Source organism: Streptomyces phaeochromogenes, from assembly GCF_001418655.1.
Classification (GTDB): domain Bacteria; phylum Actinomycetota; class Actinomycetes; order Streptomycetales; family Streptomycetaceae; genus Streptomyces; species Streptomyces phaeochromogenes.
Genome location: NZ_LIQZ01000311.1, coordinates 13,545 through 29,982, shown reverse-complemented (window position 1 = coordinate 29,982; position 16,438 = coordinate 13,545). Strand labels below are relative to the sequence as shown.

The 16,438-nt window shown below is 70.0% G+C and carries 14 protein-coding genes; 7 read left to right on the top strand and 7 right to left on the bottom strand.

What is annotated here, in order from left to right; translation table 11 throughout:
• The first annotated feature begins 13 nt into the window (after positions 1-13).
• The 4 genes from AOK17_RS34690 to AOK17_RS34675 all read left to right on the top strand — a co-directional run bounded on the left by AOK17_RS34690 (position 14) and on the right by AOK17_RS34675 (position 3,278).
• Positions 14-694 (top strand): ABC transporter permease, encoded by a 681-nt coding sequence (locus AOK17_RS34690; RefSeq protein ID WP_055616562.1) that lies wholly within the window; start codon positions 14-16, stop codon positions 692-694.
• On the top strand, positions 691-1,356 hold the full coding sequence (locus tag AOK17_RS34685) for an ABC transporter permease (protein ID WP_055616583.1): 666 nt from the start codon (positions 691-693) through the stop codon (positions 1,354-1,356). The genes AOK17_RS34690 and AOK17_RS34685 overlap by 4 nt, the downstream gene beginning before the upstream one ends.
• Entirely contained in the window at positions 1,353-2,288 is a 936-nt protein-coding gene (locus tag AOK17_RS34680; RefSeq protein ID WP_055616561.1) for an ABC transporter substrate-binding protein, read from the top strand. Before AOK17_RS34685 ends, AOK17_RS34680 begins: the two co-directional genes overlap by 4 nt.
• Positions 2,289-2,366: 78 nt before the next feature.
• Positions 2,367-3,278 carry a hypothetical protein gene (locus AOK17_RS34675; RefSeq protein WP_055616560.1) on the top strand — a complete coding sequence of 304 codons (912 nt, stop codon included), beginning with the start codon at positions 2,367-2,369 and terminating at the stop codon, positions 3,276-3,278.
• A 95-nt stretch (positions 3,279-3,373) separates the two neighbouring features.
• On the opposite strand, the gene AOK17_RS34670 is transcribed toward AOK17_RS34675, so the two are convergent.
• The 7 genes from AOK17_RS34670 to rhaI all read right to left on the bottom strand — a co-directional run bounded on the left by AOK17_RS34670 (position 3,374) and on the right by rhaI (position 12,570).
• Positions 3,374-4,528, bottom strand: a complete 1,155-nt coding sequence (locus tag AOK17_RS34670) for a betaine/proline/choline family ABC transporter ATP-binding protein (RefSeq protein WP_055616559.1) — start codon at positions 4,526-4,528, stop codon at positions 3,374-3,376.
• Positions 4,529-4,550: 22 nt separating this feature from the next.
• On the bottom strand, positions 4,551-5,198 hold the full coding sequence (locus AOK17_RS34665; protein WP_055616558.1) for a LutC/YkgG family protein: 648 nt from the start codon (positions 5,196-5,198) through the stop codon (positions 4,551-4,553).
• Complete coding sequence (locus AOK17_RS34660; protein WP_055616557.1) at positions 5,195-6,661, bottom strand: LutB/LldF family L-lactate oxidation iron-sulfur protein; 1,467 nt, start codon at positions 6,659-6,661, stop codon at positions 5,195-5,197. Before AOK17_RS34660 ends, AOK17_RS34665 begins: the two co-directional genes overlap by 4 nt.
• 73 nt (positions 6,662-6,734) lie before the next feature.
• A complete protein-coding gene (locus AOK17_RS34655) occupies positions 6,735-7,490 on the bottom strand; it encodes a (Fe-S)-binding protein (protein ID WP_055616556.1) in 756 nt (251 codons plus the stop codon).
• 202 nt (positions 7,491-7,692) lie between these two features.
• The gene (locus AOK17_RS34650; RefSeq protein ID WP_055616555.1) at positions 7,693-9,132 is read right to left on the bottom strand and encodes a rhamnulokinase; all 1,440 of its coding nucleotides are present in this window, start codon (positions 9,130-9,132) and stop codon (positions 7,693-7,695) included.
• A 43-nt stretch (positions 9,133-9,175) separates the two neighbouring features.
• Positions 9,176-11,215, bottom strand: coding sequence for a bifunctional rhamnulose-1-phosphate aldolase/short-chain dehydrogenase (locus tag AOK17_RS34645; RefSeq protein ID WP_055616554.1), 2,040 nt, complete (start codon positions 11,213-11,215; stop codon positions 9,176-9,178).
• Positions 11,216-11,409: 194 nt separating this feature from the next.
• Positions 11,410-12,570 carry an L-rhamnose isomerase gene (gene rhaI / locus AOK17_RS34640; protein ID WP_055616553.1) on the bottom strand — a complete coding sequence of 387 codons (1,161 nt, stop codon included), beginning with the start codon at positions 12,568-12,570 and terminating at the stop codon, positions 11,410-11,412.
• A 307-nt stretch (positions 12,571-12,877) separates the two neighbouring features.
• On the opposite strand from rhaI, the gene AOK17_RS34635 reads away from it, so the two are divergent.
• The 3 genes from AOK17_RS34635 to AOK17_RS34625 are packed head-to-tail and all read left to right on the top strand — an operon-like array spanning position 12,878 to position 16,420.
• Positions 12,878-14,395 (top strand): sugar ABC transporter ATP-binding protein, encoded by a 1,518-nt coding sequence (locus tag AOK17_RS34635; protein ID WP_055616552.1) that lies wholly within the window; start codon positions 12,878-12,880, stop codon positions 14,393-14,395.
• Complete coding sequence (locus AOK17_RS34630; protein ID WP_055616551.1) at positions 14,392-15,432, top strand: ABC transporter permease; 1,041 nt, start codon at positions 14,392-14,394, stop codon at positions 15,430-15,432. Before AOK17_RS34635 ends, AOK17_RS34630 begins: the two co-directional genes overlap by 4 nt.
• On the top strand, positions 15,425-16,420 hold the full coding sequence (locus AOK17_RS34625) for an ABC transporter permease (RefSeq protein ID WP_055616550.1): 996 nt from the start codon (positions 15,425-15,427) through the stop codon (positions 16,418-16,420). The genes AOK17_RS34630 and AOK17_RS34625 overlap by 8 nt, the downstream gene beginning before the upstream one ends.
• The last annotated feature ends 18 nt before the right edge of the window (positions 16,421-16,438 follow it).

Sequence of the window (16,438 nt, the reverse complement as noted above, 5' to 3'; positions counted from 1 at the left end):
CTGGAATGGACCCGTGACCGCGCCCCCGGACGACTGCCTCGCGCGCAACGAGTGGATCTGCGGTGAATACCTCAGCACCCGCCGCGACATCCTCCTCGACGCGGTCGGCCAGCACCTCCAGCTGACGGCGTTCTCCGTCCTCATCGGGCTGGCCCTCGCCGTGCCGCTGGCCGTGCTGGCGCGCCGGTGGGGCTGGGCGGCGGGCCCGGTGCTCGCGCTGACGACGGTCCTCTACACGATCCCTTCGCTCGCCATGTTCTCGCTGCTCCTGCCGGCGTACGGGCTGTCGGCGGCCCTCGTCGTCGCAGGTCTCGTCCTCTACTCGCTGACCCTGCTCGTACGGAACATCCTGGCCGGACTGCGCGCCGTGCCCGAGGAGACCCGGCAGGCGGCCCGCGGCATGGGATACGGGCCCATCCGTCTGCTGCTCACCGTGGAACTGCCGCTCGCCCTGCCCGCCGCCATGGCCGGGCTGCGGATCGCGACCGTCTCGGCGGTGTCGCTGGCCACGGTCGGCGCGATCGTCGGCTTCGGAGGGCTCGGCAACCTCATCTACTCGGGCATGAACACCTTCTTCAAGGCGCAGGTCCTCACCGCGTCCGTGCTCTGTGTCCTCATCGCGGTCGTCGCCGATCTGCTGCTGCTCGGTGTGCAGTGGCTGATCACCCCGTGGACCCGGGCGGCCCGGGCGTGAACACACTGGCCGACGCCTGGGACTGGCTCACCGACTCCGCGAACTGGGCGGGCGACGCCGGCGTCTGGCACCGGCTCACCCAGCACCTCGTGCTGACCGTGGTCTGTCTCGTGATCAGCTGTCTGATCGCGCTGCCGGTCGCCCTCGTCCTCGGCCACCTCGGCAAGGGCGGCGCGCTCGCCGTCAACATCTCCAACGTCGGCCGCGCGATCCCCACCTTCGCCGTCCTGGTCCTGCTGCTCCTCACCCCCATCGGCAAGTGGGGCGAGGGCCCGACGGTCGTTGCGCTCGTCCTGTTCGCCGTGCCGCCGCTCCTCACCAACGCGTACGTCGGGATGCGCGAGGTCGACCGTGACGTCGTGCGGGCCTCGCGCGGAATGGGCATGACCGGGCGGCAGATGCTGTGGCAGGTCGAGGTGCCGCTCGCGATGCCGATGATCCTCAACGGGGTGCGCATCGCGGCCGTCCAGCTCGTCGCCACCGCCACGATCGCCGCGCTCGCGGGCGGCGGCGGCCTCGGACGCATCATCACCGCCGGGTTCAACCTCGCGAGTACGCCCCAGGTCGTCGCCGGAGCCGTCCTCGTGGCCGTCTTCGCGCTGCTCGTCGAAGCGGTCTTCGAGGTGGCCGAGCGACTGGCACCCAAGAGGGGCGCCAGATGAGGCGGCGCGCGGCTCTCGCGGGCCTGCTCCTGCTGACCGGCTGCGCCTCCGGTCCGTCCCTGGAGACCCAGGGCGAGGTCACCGAGGCGCCTGGGGACAGCAAGCATCTGACCATCGGCTCGGCCGGCTTCACCGAGAGCGATCTGCTCGCCACCATGTACGCGCTGCTGCTGAAAGAGGCCGGCTACAAGACGTCGATGCTCACCGTCGCCAACCGCGAACTGTACGAACCCGCCCTGGAGTCGGGGCAGATCGACGTCGTCGCCGAGTACGCGGCGACCTTCGCCGACTGGCTCAACGCCAAGACCAACGGGGCGGACGCGCCGGCCGTCGGCTCGCCCGACCTGACGGCCACGATGACCGCGCTGCGCAAGCTCGCCACCCCGCGCGGGCTCACCGTCCTCGATCCCGGCCGGGCGGTCGACCAGAACGCCTTCGCGGTGACCCGAGCGTACGCACGGCAGCACGGCCTCAAGACCCTGAGCGACCTCGGGAGGTCCGGCCTTGAGGTGCGGCTCGCGGCGGGCGACGAGTGCGTACAACGTCCGTACTGCGAACCGGGGTTGAGGAAGACGTACGGCATCGACATCACCGGTGTGGACCCGAAGGGCGTCGGTACTACGCAGGCGAAACGGGCCGTGCAGAACGGCCAGGACCAGATGGTGCTCACCACCACGACGGACGCGACGCTCGACGAGTTCGGACTCGTCCTGCTCGCGGACGACAAGCATCTGCAGAACGCTGACTACATCGTGCCGGTCGTGAACCGCTCCCGAGCGGGCAGCGAGGGCGCGACCGGGGCACTGGACAGGCTCAACGACGTACTCACGACTGCCGATCTGGCGTCCATGAACGAGCAGGTGGACAGCTGGCGCCGCCTGCCGGAGGACGTGGCGCGTACGTACCTGGAGGACAAGGGCCTCCTCAAGTGACAGGTCTGTGACGTCGGTGACCGTACTGGAGCGGTGGCTCGGGTTCCCGCGCCGGGCGCCCGTCGGTACAGGTACTTCATGGGGGACAAAAGCGGGGGAAACCGCCAGGACTGGCGGGAGAGAGTGTGGGAGACGATCGAGGGGGCGGGCACCGACCTCGATCCGCAGGGGCTGATGGACCTGGTGGAGCCCGAACTGCGGGACGCGTACATGCAGTTCGGCAGGTCGTTTCCCGAGGAGCAGCTGCACCTGCAGTCGCTCTACGGCGAAGCGCAGCGCGCCTTCGAGGAGAAGACCAGACAGTCGCTGCGGACCACGGTTCGGCGCGTGCTGAGAAACGTTCTGCGCGACCAGCGGCTGGGAGGCCCGGAGCCCGACAAGTATCTGGCCGCATATCTGGAACGGGAGATCCTGCGCATCCGGGTCCGCCTCGACCAGGACGGCGAGCTGGCCGTCAACCGCGGTCTCAACAGCGGATTCGCGCTGGGGATGGTCCTGCTGATCGTGCCGTTGCTGGTCGGGGAGAAGCTGCTCGGCCTCTGTGACGTCTCGCTGAAGTGCACCGACCGATGGAGCCTGCTGGGCGCGCTCGTGTGCGGGGGAGCGGGCGCGTTCGGGGCGGTGCTCAGTGTGCTGACAAGGCTGCGCAACAGCGGCGACCAGCTGATGCGCCGACCGGCCAACGGGTCGAGGGAGGCGGTCCCGCCCGGCCAGCAGGCCCGCGCCATGCGGCGCGGCGGGGTCCACCGGGTCTTCCTCGGCTGGCTGCTCGCGATCGCCGTCTACCTGCTGCTCGGCAGCGGTCTCGTCACCGTGATCGAGATACCGGCCGGCATCACCGACGTCTGCGCCCCGGACGGACGCGCGGACTCGGCGGGCACCGCCTTCTGGGGGTTCTGGGGCGCGATCGGCTTCCTGGCCGGGTTCAACGAGCGGTGGGCGTACGGACTGGTCGGGCGGGGGGCCACCTCGCGCAAGGGCAGCGGCTAGGCGCGGGCTCAAGAGGAGCGGCTAGTCGTCCGCCCAAGGGCAGCGGCTAGGGGTCAGCCCAAGGGCAGGGGGCAGGCGCCCGTCCAAGGGTAGAGCTAGGCGTCCGCCACCGAGTCGAACTCCACCTGGCCCCGCGCCACGCCCAGGGCGTCCGCGTCCACCGACCGCCGTAGCGCCTCGTGCAGCTTCGCGGGGGTCAGTACGCCGAGGAACCGCGCGCCCTCCAGCACGGCCACCCACCCGGCGTCGTGCTGGAGCATCACACCGAAGGCCTGTTTCAGCGGGGCGCCCACCGGCACCCAGGAGTTCATGTGGTGGGCGAGGTCGCCGACCGTGCCGCCCGCGGCGAGTTCGTCGACGCCGACCCAGCCGTGCAGCTCGTCGCCGGAGTCCAGGACGACGGCCCAGCGGGCGCCCTCCGCGTTCAGCCGGGCGGCGGCCCGCTCGGCCGGCTCGTCGAGGCGCGCGACCGGCGGCTGCTCCAGGTCGTCGGGCTCGATCTCGGTGACCGACAGCCGCTTCAGGCCCCGGTCGGCGCCCACGAACTCGGCCACGTACGGAGTCGCCGGGGTGCCCAGCACCGCCCCGGGCGTGTCGAACTGCTCGATGCGCCCCTGCCCGTACACCGCGATGCGGTCGCCGAGCCGGACGGCCTCCTCGATGTCGTGCGTGACCAGCAGCACCGTCTTGCGCACGGCAGCCTGCATCCGCAGGAACTCGTCCTGCAACTGCTCGCGCACCACGGGGTCGACCGCGCCGAACGGCTCGTCCATCAGCAGCACCGGCGGGTCGGCGGCGAGCGCCCGCGCCACGCCGACACGCTGGCGCTGACCGCCCGACAGCTGGTCCGGATAGCGCGAGCCGAACGTCTTCGGGTCCAGACCGACCAGGTCGAGCAGCTCGGCCGCCCGCGCCCGGGCCTTCGCCTTCTTCCAGCCCACGAGCGTCGGCACGGTCGCCGTGTTGTCGAGGACGGTCCGGTGCGGGAAGAGGCCGACCTGCTGGATGACGTATCCGATCCGGCGCCTGAGCTTCACGGGGTCCACCGCCGCGATGTCCTCGCCGTCCACGAGGATCCGGCCGGACGTCGGCTCGATGAGGCGGTTCACCATCATCATGGTCGTCGTCTTGCCGCAGCCGGACGGGCCCACGAGCGTGACTAGTTCGCCCTCGGACACCTCGAACGAGAGGCCGTCCACGGCCGTCGTACCGTCCGGGTAGCGCTTGGTGACCTGTTCGAACCGGATCATGCCTTCACGCTAACCGCGTCCGTCACTCTCCGCTCACCAGCACCACCTCTAGGGTGCGCGGACCGTGCACCCCCTCGACCCGGTCGAGTTCGATGTCACTGGTCGCGGAGGGGCCCGAGATCCAGGTGAGCGGGCGGGACGGGTCGAGGCGCTCCAGTCCCTGGGGCACGGAGGACACGACCTGTACGGGGACGCGTACGACACAGATGTGGTGGTCCGGGACGAGGGTGATCCGGCGGCGGCCCTGGTCCGGGCCGCCGTCCAGGACGATCGTGCCGGTCTCGGCGATCGCGACAGCGCACGCGGTGACGACGCTGTCGACGCGGTCCAGTTCGGCCGGGGTGCTGTCGAGCCGGTCCGGAACCCGCGTCACGTCGGTGGCCGCGAGCCACTCCGGGTCCAGCCCCGTCGGTACGACGACCGACGTCGAACCGCGCTCGGCCAGCAGCCCGGCGATCGTCGCCGCCAGCCCGTCGGCGTCACAGCGGTGCACCCGCGCCCGGTAGTCCGCCAGGTTCTCCGCCAGCAGATCCACCGTCTGCTCGACACTCCGGTCCCCGTGCTCGCGCAGATACCCGCGTTCGAAGGCCTGGTCGTACGGCGTGTCGTCCCGTGGCACGTCCGCCAGCGCGCGCCGCACCCGGGCCAGGATCAGATCCCTGCTGCTCACTTCGCGCCCCCGCCGCTCTTGTTCCCGCCGTGCGTCCGCTGCCACCAGTCGCGGAACGGCTCCGCTGGAACCGTCGGCAGCGCCCGCGTCTCGCTCCACGCCTTGCCGGGTCCGGGCAGCGTCCGCGGATGGAAGCGGCGGGTCCTGGACGCGAACCGCTGGCCGGTGCGCAGCGCCCCCGGGTGACCGAAGGCCCACCGCGCCGCGCGCATCGCCGCCCGCTCGGCGGCATGCCCCTTCGCGGGCTTGAGTACGACCTTGGCGCCGTCCCGTGTCACGACACCGCCCTCGACGATCCGCTCCCGCAGATGCACCAGCACCTCCGGGATGTCGATGGCCACCGGGCAGACGTCGTAGCAGGCACCGCACAGCGAGGAGGCGTACGGCAGTGAGGCGTCGATCTCGCTCTGGGTGCCCCGGAGTTGGGGGCTGAGGATCGCGCCGATCGGGCCCGGGTAGACCGAGCCGTACGCGTGGCCGCCCGCCCGCTCGTACACCGGGCAGACGTTGAGACACGCCGAGCAGCGGATGCAGCGCAGGGCCTGGCGGCCGACCTCGTCGGCGAGCGTGTCGGTGCGGCCGTTGTCGATGAGGACCAGATGGAAGCTCTGGGGACCGTCCTCGTCCGTCGTGCCCGTCCAGGTGGAGGTGTACGGGTTCATGCGCTCGGCCGTCGAGGAGCGGGGGAGCGTCTGGAGGAAGACCTCCAGGTCCTGCCAGGTCGGCACGATCTTCTCGATGCCGACGACCGAGATCAGTGTCTCGGGGAGGGTCAGGCACATCCGGCCGTTGCCCTCGGACTCCACGACGACCAGCGTGCCGGTCTCGGCGACCATGAAGTTGGCGCCGGAGACACCGACCTTGGCGCGCAGGAACTTCTCGCGCAGATGCACGCGCGCGGCCTCGGCCAGTTCGGCGGGCGTGTCGGTCAGGCCCTCCGGTGCCGGGCGGCCCCACTCGCTCATCTCGCGGGCGAAGATGTCCCGGATCTCGCCGCGGTTGCGGTGGATGGCCGGCACGAGGATGTGGGAGGGCCGGTCCTTGCCCAACTGCACGATGAGCTCGGCGAGATCGGTCTCGTAGGCGTTGATGCCCTCGGCCTCGAGAGCCTCGTTGAGGCCGATCTCCTGCGTGGCCATCGACTTGACCTTGACGACCTCGCTCTCGCCGGTCGCCTTGACGAGGTACGTGACGATCCGGTTGGCCTCGTCCGCGTCGGCGGCCCAGTGCACGGTGCCGCCGGCCGCTGTGACCGATTCCTCCAACTGCACCAGATACCGGTCGAGATGACGGAGCGTGTGGTCCTTGATCTGCTTGCCGGCCTCACGGAGCTCGGCCCAGTCGGAGACCTCCGCCACCGCGTTCGCGCGCTTGGCGCGGATGGTGTGGGTGGCGTGGCGCAGATTGCCGCGCAGGGTCTGGTTGTGGACGGCCTCGTGCGCGGCCTTCGGGAAGGACGGCATCCCGACGAAAGTCCCACCGCTCATGCGCTCGGCTCCTCTCCGCTGTGGCTGTTCGTGCCGACCGACGTTCCGCTCATGAGAGGGGTTCCTCCTCCGTGCTCGCCAGGATCTCCGCGATGTGCACCGGACGCATGTCCGTCCTGAGCCGGGTCATGGTGCCGCCGATGTGCATGAGGCAGGAGTTGTCGGCGGCGCACAGCACCTCGGCGCCCGTCGACTCGGCGTTGCGCACCTTGTCGGCACCCATCGCCGCCGATACATCGGAGTTCTTGACGGCGAACGTGCCGCCGAAGCCGCAGCATTCGTCCGCGCCGGGCAGCTCTTTCAGCTCAAGTCCCTTGACGGACTGGAGCAGTCGGCGCGGCCGGTCGCCGAGCCCGAGGCTCCGCAGCCCGTGACAGGTGGGGTGGTACGTGACGGTGTGCGGGTAGTACGCGCCCACGTCCGTCACTCCGAGCACGTCCACCAGGAACTCGGTGAGCTCGTACGTCTTCGGCACGACCGGCGCGAGTGTGGCCGCGAGAGTGTCCCCGCGGCCCTCGGCGCGCGCCCGCTCGCCCATCCGCGGATACAGCTCCCGCACCATCGCGCCGCACGACCCGGACGGGGTCACGATCGCTTCGTACCCACCGAAGACATCGGAGAAATGCCGGGCCATCGGCTCGGCCTGGTGGCGGTAGCCGGTGTTGTAGTGCGCCTGCCCGCAGCACGTCTGCGCCATCGGGAAATCGACGTCCACGCCCAGCCTGGTCAGCAGTTTCACCACGGCGCGGCCGGTGTCCGGATAGAGCGTGTCGTTGACACAGGTCAGGAACAGAGCGACACGCATCGCGGCTCCTTGGGGTCGATCATCGGATGAGTGCACATTACGCGGCGCTGGCTTTGCTGGGAATGAGGTTGCCCTCCGCGCGGGGTGCCGTTTCCCGGCCGGCGATTCCTGGAAGTGTCGTTCGGGGCTGCGGGTTGTTCGTGGCTGGGTGCGCAGTTCCCCGCGCCCCTAGGGGGCGCCTGTGCTGGGGCGGGGATACAGGTCATCGGCCTGCCAGGCGAGCCTCGGCGGCCTCCCACACCGACGTGGTGCCCCGGGGGGCGTAGCGGGTCAACTGCTGGGTGCGGGCCAGTAGTTCGCGCATCGACGCGCGGTCGTCGACCAGGCCGTGGGTGCGCGCCTGTACGAGGACGTTGCCCAGGGCAGCCGCTTCCGCCGGGCCCGAGACAACCGGGAGGCCGCAGGCGTCGGCGGTCAGCTGGCAGAGGAGGGCGTTGCGGGTGCCGCCGCCGACGATGTGTACGACGTCGACCGGGTGGTCGGCCAGTTCCTGGGCCTGGGTGATCGCCCGGCGGTGGGCCAGGGCGAGCGAGTCGAGGATGCAGCGCGTGATCTCGGCGGGCGACTCGGGCACGGGCTGCCCCGACTCCCGGCAGGCGTCGGCGATCCGGGCCGGCATCCGCCCCGGAGCCAGGAAGGCGGCGTCGCCCGCGTCCACGACGGACCGCAGCGCCGGTACCTCGGCGGCGGCCGACAGGAGGTCCCCCAGGTCGGGGTCCCCCCATTCCCGTACGCACTCCTGGAGCAGCCAGAGCCCCATGATGTTCCGGAGATAGCGGACTGTGCCGTCCAGGCCCAGTTCGTTGGTGAAGTTGGCCGCGCGGCTCGCCTCGGTGAGGACCGGCGCCTCCAGCTCCAGGCCCGCCAGGGACCAGGTGCCGGTGCAGATGTACGCAAAGCGCTCGCCACCCACCGCCGGAACCGCGGCCACCGCGGAGGCGGTGTCGTGCGAGCCGACCGTCGTCACCGGCACCGGACCGGTCAGCCCGGTCTCGTCCAGCACGCTCTGCCGGAGCAGCCCCGCCGGATCCCCGGGCCGCCGCAGCGGCGCGAACAGCCCCAGGTCGATGCCGAGGCGCTCCGCGACGTCGTACGACCAGTCGCGGGTGCGCGGGTCGATCAGCTGGGTCGTGGAGGCGTTGGTGAGCTCGGTGCCCAGCTCGCCCGTGAGCCAGTACGTCAGCAGGTCGGGGACGAGCAACAGGCGGCTCGCATACGCCAGTTGGGACGACGAGCGGGCGGCCACCAGTTGGTACAGCGTGTTGAAGGGGGCGTACTGGAGCCCGGTCGCCGCGTACAGGCCGGCGGCGGGCACGGTGGCCCACACCTTCTCCGCGACACCCTGGGTGCGGGTGTCGCGGTAGTGCACGGGGTTGCCGAGGAGCGCCCCGTCGGCGTCGAGCAGGCCGTAGTCCACGGCCCAGCTGTCGATGCCGACCGAGTCGACCTGACCTGCCGCGCGCAGCCCGTCGAGGACGCCCGCGTACAGCGCGAGGATGTCCCAGCGCAGCCCTTCGGGCGTCCGCACCGGCCGGTTCGGGAAGCGGTGCGCCTCCGTCAGCTCCAGCGAGTCGGGGCCCACGCGGCCGACCATGACGCGCCCGCTGGACGCGCCGAGGTCGACCGCGGCGTACGACTTCACAGCCGCCTCCTGAGGTTCACTGTCGCTTCCTGAGTCACGTTCGTCACCGGAGGAACGCGGCGGCGACACCGGCGTCGACCGGGACGTGCAGACCGGTGGTGTGTGTGAGGTCGCCGCCCGTCAGGGCGAAGACGGCGTTCGCGACGTGCTCGGGCAGCACCTCGCGCTTGAGGATGGTCCGCTGGGCGTAGAACTCGCCGAGCTTCTCCTCCTCGATGCCGTACGTGGCCGCGCGCTGAGCGCCCCAGCCGCCCGCGAAGATCCCGGAGCCGCGCACGACCCCGTCGGGGTTGATGCCGTTGACCCGGATTCCGTGCTCACCCAACTCGGCGGCCAGCAGCCGTACTTGATGGGCCTGGTCGGCCTTGGTGGCCGAGTACGCGATGTTGTTCGGACCGGCGAAGACGGCGTTCTTGGACGCGATGTAGATGACGTCACCGCCGAGCCCCTGCGCGATCATCACCCGGGCCGCCTCGCGTGAGACGAGGAAGGAGCCGCGGGCCATGATGTCGTGCTGGAGGTCCCAGTCCTTCGCCGTGGTCTCCAGGAGCGGCTTGGAGATGGAGATGCCGGCGTTGTTCACGACGAGGTCGACGCCGCCGAAGGCGAGCACCGCCGCCTTGAAGGCCTCGGCGATCTGCTCCTCGGAGGTCACGTCGACGGTGACGGCGACGGCCTTGTCGGGCCCGCCGAGCGCGGTGGCGACGTCGGCCGCGTTCTCCGCGTTCAGGTCCGCGATCACGACACACGCGCCCTCGGCGACCAGCCGCTCGGCGATCGCCTTGCCGATACCGCTGCCCGCACCCGTCACCAGCGCAACGCGCGTGGCGAGCGGCTTGGGCTTCGGCATCCGCCGGAGCTTGGCCTCCTCAAGGGCCCAGTACTCGATGCGGAACTTCTCCGACTCCTCGATCGGCGCGTACGTCGAGACGGCCTCGGCCCCGCGCATCACGTTGATCGCGTTGACGTAGAACTCGCCGGCCACGCGCGCGGTCTGCTTGTCCTTGCCGAAGCTGAACATGCCGACCCCGGGGATGAGGACGATCGCCGGGTCGGCGCCGCGCATCGCGGGGGAGTCGGCGTCAGCATGCCGCTGGTAGTAGGCGGCGTACTCCTCGCGGTACTCGGCGTGGAGCTCCTTCAGCCGGGCGATCGCCTCGTCCAGTTCGACGGTCGGCGGCAGATCGAGGACGAGAGGCCTGACCTTCGTACGGAGGAAGTGGTCGGGGCAGGAGGTGCCCAGCGCGGCGAGCCGCGGGTGCTCGGCGCTCGCGAGGAAGTCCAGCACGACCTCGGAGTCGGTGAAGTGGCCGACCTGCGGACGGTCCTGCGAGGCCAGCGACCGGATCACGGGCGCGAGGGCGGCGGCCCGCTCCCGGCGCTCGACGCCGCCGAGAGCCGCGTATCCCTCGACGACCGGACCGAAGGGCTCGTCCTTCCCGCGCTCGGCGAGGAATGTCTCGGCGGTACGGATGATGTGCAGCGAGTTCCGCTCGCACTCCTCGGCCGTGTCGCCCCAGGCGGTGATTCCGTGCCCGCCGAGGACGCAGCCGACGGCCTGCGGGTTCGCTTCCTTCACGGCGGCGATGTCAAGACCGAGCTGGAACCCGGGCCGGCGCCACGGCACCCACACCACACTGTCCCCGAAGCATTCGGCGGTCAGCTTCTCCCCGTCGGCCGCGCAGGCGAGCGCGATCCCGGAGTCGGGATGCAGATGATCCACATGCGCCGCGTCCACCAGCCCGTGCATGGCCGTGTCGATCGACGGAGCCGCCCCGCCCTTCCCGTGCAGGCAGTAGTCGAACGCGGCCACCATCTCGTCCTCGCGCCCGACCCCCGGATACACGTCCTTCAGCGCCAGCAGCCGGTCGATCCGCAACACCGCGAGCCCGGATTCGGTGAGGGTCCCCAGGTCGCCTCCCGACCCCTTGACCCACATCAGCTCGACGTCCCCACCGGTCACAGGATCGGTGTCGGTGCCCTTCGCGGACGTGTTCCCGCCCGCGTAGTTCGTGTTCCGCGGATCAGCGCCAAGCCGATTGGACCGAGCGAGCAGAGCAGCGGCTTCGGGATGGGGTGCCATGTTCCTAGTCCTTAAAGAGTGTGTGTATGTGCGCTTGAGTCCCGTAGGGACGCGGGGCGCCCTTCTTTCACGCGGGGCGAGGGTCGTGCCCCTTCAGGGGCGCGGGGAACTGCGCGGTCGGCTGAGGAAGACCCGCAGTCAGCCACCGACCTGCAGCCCTGCGGGGAGTGGGCCGGTCAAGCCCAGTGCAGCGGCTACGCTCCCCACCCCGCCTGCTGCCCACCAACCCGCTCCGCAGCGATCTTCTCGGCCCACCCGGAGCGGCGGTACGCCGCCATCGGGTCCGCGTCCAACCCCAGCTCCTCACGAACCTCGGCCACCAACGGCCGCACATCCGTGTTGTACGCGTCCATGACGACGGCGTTCGCAGCCAGCACGTCCCCTGACCGCTGGGCGACGACAAGAGCCTCGCGGTCCACCAGGAGCGCCTTGGCCGTGGCCTCCTGCACGTTCATCACCGACCGGATGATCGCCGGGATCTTCGCCTCGATGTTGTGGCACTGGTCGAGCATGAACGCCACATCCGGACTGAACCCACCCCCGCGAATCACCTCGTACATGATCCGGAACAGCTGGAAGGGATCCGCGGCCCCGACCATCAGGTCGTCATCGGCGTAGAACCGCGAGTTGAAGTCGAACGCCCCGAGCTTCCCCTCGCGCAGCAACGTCGCGACGATGAACTCGATGTTGGTTCCGGGAGCGTGGTGCCCGGTGTCGACGACGACCTGCGCCTTGGGCCCGAGCTTCAGACAGTGGGCGTACGCCGTGCCCCAGTCCGGCACGTCCGTCGTATAGAAGGCGGGCTCGAAGAACTTGTACTCCAGGAGCATCCGCTGGTCGTCGCCGAGCCGCTCGTACACCCGGGCGAGTCCCTCGGCGAGCCGGTCCTGGCGCTCGCGGATGTCGTCCTGGCCGGGATAGTTCGTACCGTCCGCGAACCACAGCTTCAGGTCCTTCGAACCCGTGGCGTCCATGATGTCGATGCATTCGAGCAGGTGGTCGAGCGCCTTGCGGCGGACCGCCGCGTCCGGGTGGCAGATGCTGCCCAGCTTGTAGTCGTCGTCCTGGAAGGTGTTGGAGTTGATCGCGCCGAGCGTCAGGCCTCGCTCCTCGGCGTGCTTCGCCAGCGCCGCGTAGTCCTCGACCCGGTCCCAGGGGATGTGCAGTGCCACGGTCGGCGCGGCACCGGTGAACTCGTGCACCTTCGCGGCGTCGTCCAGCTTTTCGAAAGGATCGCGCGGGACTCCGGGCTGCGCGAACACCTTGAAGCGGGTTCCCGAGTTCCCGTACGCCCACGACGGCGTCTCTACTGCCTGGGTCTTGAGGGCGGCCTTCACCGCGGCAAGCTCGGTCACTTCAGGGCTCCTGTGACTTCGGTTGTGGCTTCGGGTCCGAAGGGCTTCAGCGAGGCTTCCGCACGACATGCAGCGCGAGGTCCAGTCTGAAACGATTCAGAAGGCTGAAGCTATGAGCAGCCCGAAAGGCTGTCAACCCCTCCGACGAATACGTCTCTCCGTGACTCGGTTGTGACCTTTGGCTATCGAAAATTTCGGCCTGTACCCATTGACGTGACCTGGGCTACCTGCCTAACGTCCCGGCAACCTAGTTGAAACCTTTCACGACGTCGTGAGGCCGCATCGCCCGCGTCGTTGAGGAGCCCTCATGACCCACCGGTCCGACGCGGGTCCGGCCCCCGTGCTGGCACTGAAGGACATCTCGAAGTCCTTCGGCGCAGTACGCGCCCTGCGGGACGTGTCCCTCGAACTCTTCCCCGGAGAAGTGCACGCACTCGCCGGAGAGAACGGCGCGGGCAAGTCGACCCTCATCAAGACGCTCGCCGGCGTGCACCGACCGGACGCCGGTCAGGTGCTCCTGGACGGCGAGCCCACCGTCTTCCACGGCCCCGCCGACGCCCGGGACGCGGGTATCGCGGTGATCTACCAGGAGCCCACGCTCTTCCCCGACCTGTCGATCGCCGAGAACATCTTCATGGGCCGCCAGCCCCGGCGCGCGCTCGGCCGGATCGACCACAAGGCCACGCACGCGTCGACCCTGGCCCTGATGAAGCGCCTCGGCGTCGAGCTCGACCCCGACCGTCCGGCCCGTGGCCTGTCGATCGCGGACCAGCAGATCGTCGAGATAGCCAAGGCGCTCTCCTTCGACGCCCGCGTCCTGATCATGGACGAGCCGACCGCCGCCCTCACCGGCAGCGAGGTGGCCCGTCTGTTCGGTGTCGTGCGCACTCTGCGCGAGCAGGGCTCGGCCGTGCTGTTCATCTCGCACCGCCTGGAGGAGATCTTCCGGATCTGCCAGCAGGTGACGACCCTTCGCGACGGAGCCCTGATCTCCAGCGAGCCGATCGACGGCATGACCGAGGACGACCTCGTACGCCGCATGGTCGGCCGCGATCTCGACGAGCTCTACCCCAAGCAGGACGTCGACGCGGGCGAAGTCGCCCTGAGCGTACGGCGGCTGACCCGCGAGGGCGTCTTCACCGATGTCTCCTTCGACGTCCGCCGCGGCGAGATCGTCGGCCTCGCCGGACTCGTCGGCGCCGGGCGTACGGAGGTCGCCCGGGCCGTCTTCGGCATCGACCGCTGGGACGCCGGAGAGGTCGAGCTCGACGGGAAGAAGCTGACGAACGGCGCGCCCTCCACGGCCATGGCCGCGGGTCTCGCCCTCGTCCCCGAGGACCGCCGCGCCCAGGGCCTGGTGATGGACATGTCCATCGAGCGCAACATCGGCCTCACCGGACTGCGTACGACCGTCAAGGCGGGTCTGATGGATCCGCGCGCCGAGCGCAGCCGCTCCCTCGACTGGGCCGTCAAGCTCCAGGTCAAGTACGCGCGGATCGCCGACACCGTCAACACCCTGTCGGGCGGCAACCAGCAGAAGGTCGTCCTCGCCAAGTGGCTCGCCACCGGCCCGAAGGTGCTGATCGTCGACGAGCCGACCCGAGGCATCGACGTCGGTACGAAGGCCGAAGTGCACCGGCTGCTCAGCCAGTTGGCCGCCGACGGGGTCGCCGTCCTGATGATCTCCTCCGACCTGCCCGAGATCCTCGGCATGGCCGACCGGGTCCTCGTGATGCACGAAGGCCGGCTCACCGCCGAGATCCCACGCTCCGACGCCACCGAGGAAACCGTGATGGCCGCAGCCACCGGGAGGGCAGCCGCGTGACGGTCACCGCTCCCAATCCCGCCCCCGCCGCCGAGGTGCCCAAGTCCAGCGGCACCCGGCTGGTGGACCGCGTCTTCAAGATGCGTGAACTCGCCATCCTGGTCGTCTTCCTGGTGATGATCGTCATCACCCAGATCGGCAACAGCGACTTCCTGTCCGAGCAGGGCATCAAGGACCTCCTGCTCAACGCGACCATCCTCGTCCTGGTCGCCACCGGCCAGTCGCTGGTCGTCATCACACGCAACGTCGACCTCTCGGTCGGCTCCACGCTCGGCATCAGCGCCTTCGCCGCGGGCACTTACCTCCAGGGAGGCGGCAACTCCGTTGTCGCCGTGGCCCTCGCGGTCCTGCTCGGCATCGGCTGCGGACTGGTCAACGGACTGCTCGTCAGTCTCGGCCAGGTGCCCGCGCTCGTCGTCACCCTCGGCACGCTCTACATCATCCGCGGCATCGACTCCATCTGGGTCGGCTCCCGGCAGATCACTGCGGCGGGCCTGCCCGACGGGTTCATCGACTTCGGCTCCGGCGGCCTCTCAGCCGTGCCGTGGCTGGCGATGATCGCGCTGGTGGTGCTGATCGCGACGGCGTACTACCTCAAACACTTCGGCAGCGGGCGCGAGTTGTACGCGCTCGGCTCCAACCCGGAGGCCGCACGCCTCGCCGGCATCCCCGTACGCAAGCGGATCCTGGCCGCCTACACCTTCTGCGGAGCCCTCGCCGGACTCGCGGGCGCGCTGTACCTCGCCCGGTTCGGCAACGTCGACTCCGGCACCGGCAACGGCTACGAACTGACCGTCGTCAGCGCGGTCGTGGTCGGCGGCGTCGTCTTCACCGGCGGCTCCGGCAGCGTCTACGGGGCGGCTCTCGGCGCGCTCCTCCTGACCTCCATCAACAGCGTGCTGCCCGCCCTCGGCGTCAGCTCGGTCTGGGTGCTCGCCATCAACGGCATCCTGCTCATCCTCGCCATCGCGGTCGACCGGATCGTCGCCCTGCGCGTGGCGACCGCCCTGAAGAAGAGGAACGCCCGCCATGGCTGACTCCGCTCTCGCGCGCGCCGTCCGCTGGGACACGGTCGTCGGCGCCCTCCTCATCGTCGTCCTGCTGCTGTCCTTCGGAACCGTGGACGGCTTCGGCAACGCCCTCAACCTGTCGTTCCTGATCGGCAACACGCTGCCCATCGCGCTGATCGCGCTGCCGATGACCCTGCTCGTGGTGTCCGGCGAGATCGACCTGTCGGTCGCCTCCACGGCCGGCCTGTCCGGCGCGGTGATGGGTGCCCTGTGGAACGAGGGCATGACGATCGAGACGATCATCCCGATCTGCCTGCTCCTCGGTGTGGTGTGCGGGCTGATCAACGGTCTGCTGGTGACGCGGCTCGGACTGCCGTCCCTCGCCGTCACCATCGGTACCCTCGCCGCCTACCGGGGCATCGCGCAGATCGTCCTCGGCTCGGACGCGGTGACCGACTTCCCCACCCAGTACCTGGACTTCGCGTCCGGACGCATCGGCGACACCTTCATCCCGTACGCCTTCCTGCCCTTCCTCGTGCTGCTCGCGATCGCCGTGGTCGCGCTGCACGCCACACCGTTCGGGCGCTCGCTGTTCGCGATCGGCGCCAATGAGGAGGCCGCGCGGTTCGCCGGCATCCGTGTCAAGCGGCAGAAGCTGATCCTGTTCACCCTGACCGGTCTCATGGCCTCGCTGACCGGCATCTTCTGGGCGCTGCACTACGCCAGCGCCCGCTACGACAACGCCACCGGGCTCGAACTGTCCGTCGTGGCGGCCGTCCTGCTCGGCGGTATCGACTTCGACGGCGGCAAGGGAACGCTCGGCGGCGCGATCGCGGGAGTCTTCCTGCTCGGCGCGTTGCAGAACGTGATGAGCCTCCAGGACGTCTCCGCCCAGTCGCAGATCGTCGTCACCGGCGTTCTGCTCGTCCTCTCCGTGCTCGGCCCCCGGGTCGCACGGCAGATCTCCGTAGCGAGGGCGGGCCGCAGAGCCGCCTCCGCACCCACCACCTCGTAACTCCTGTCGAAAGGCTCT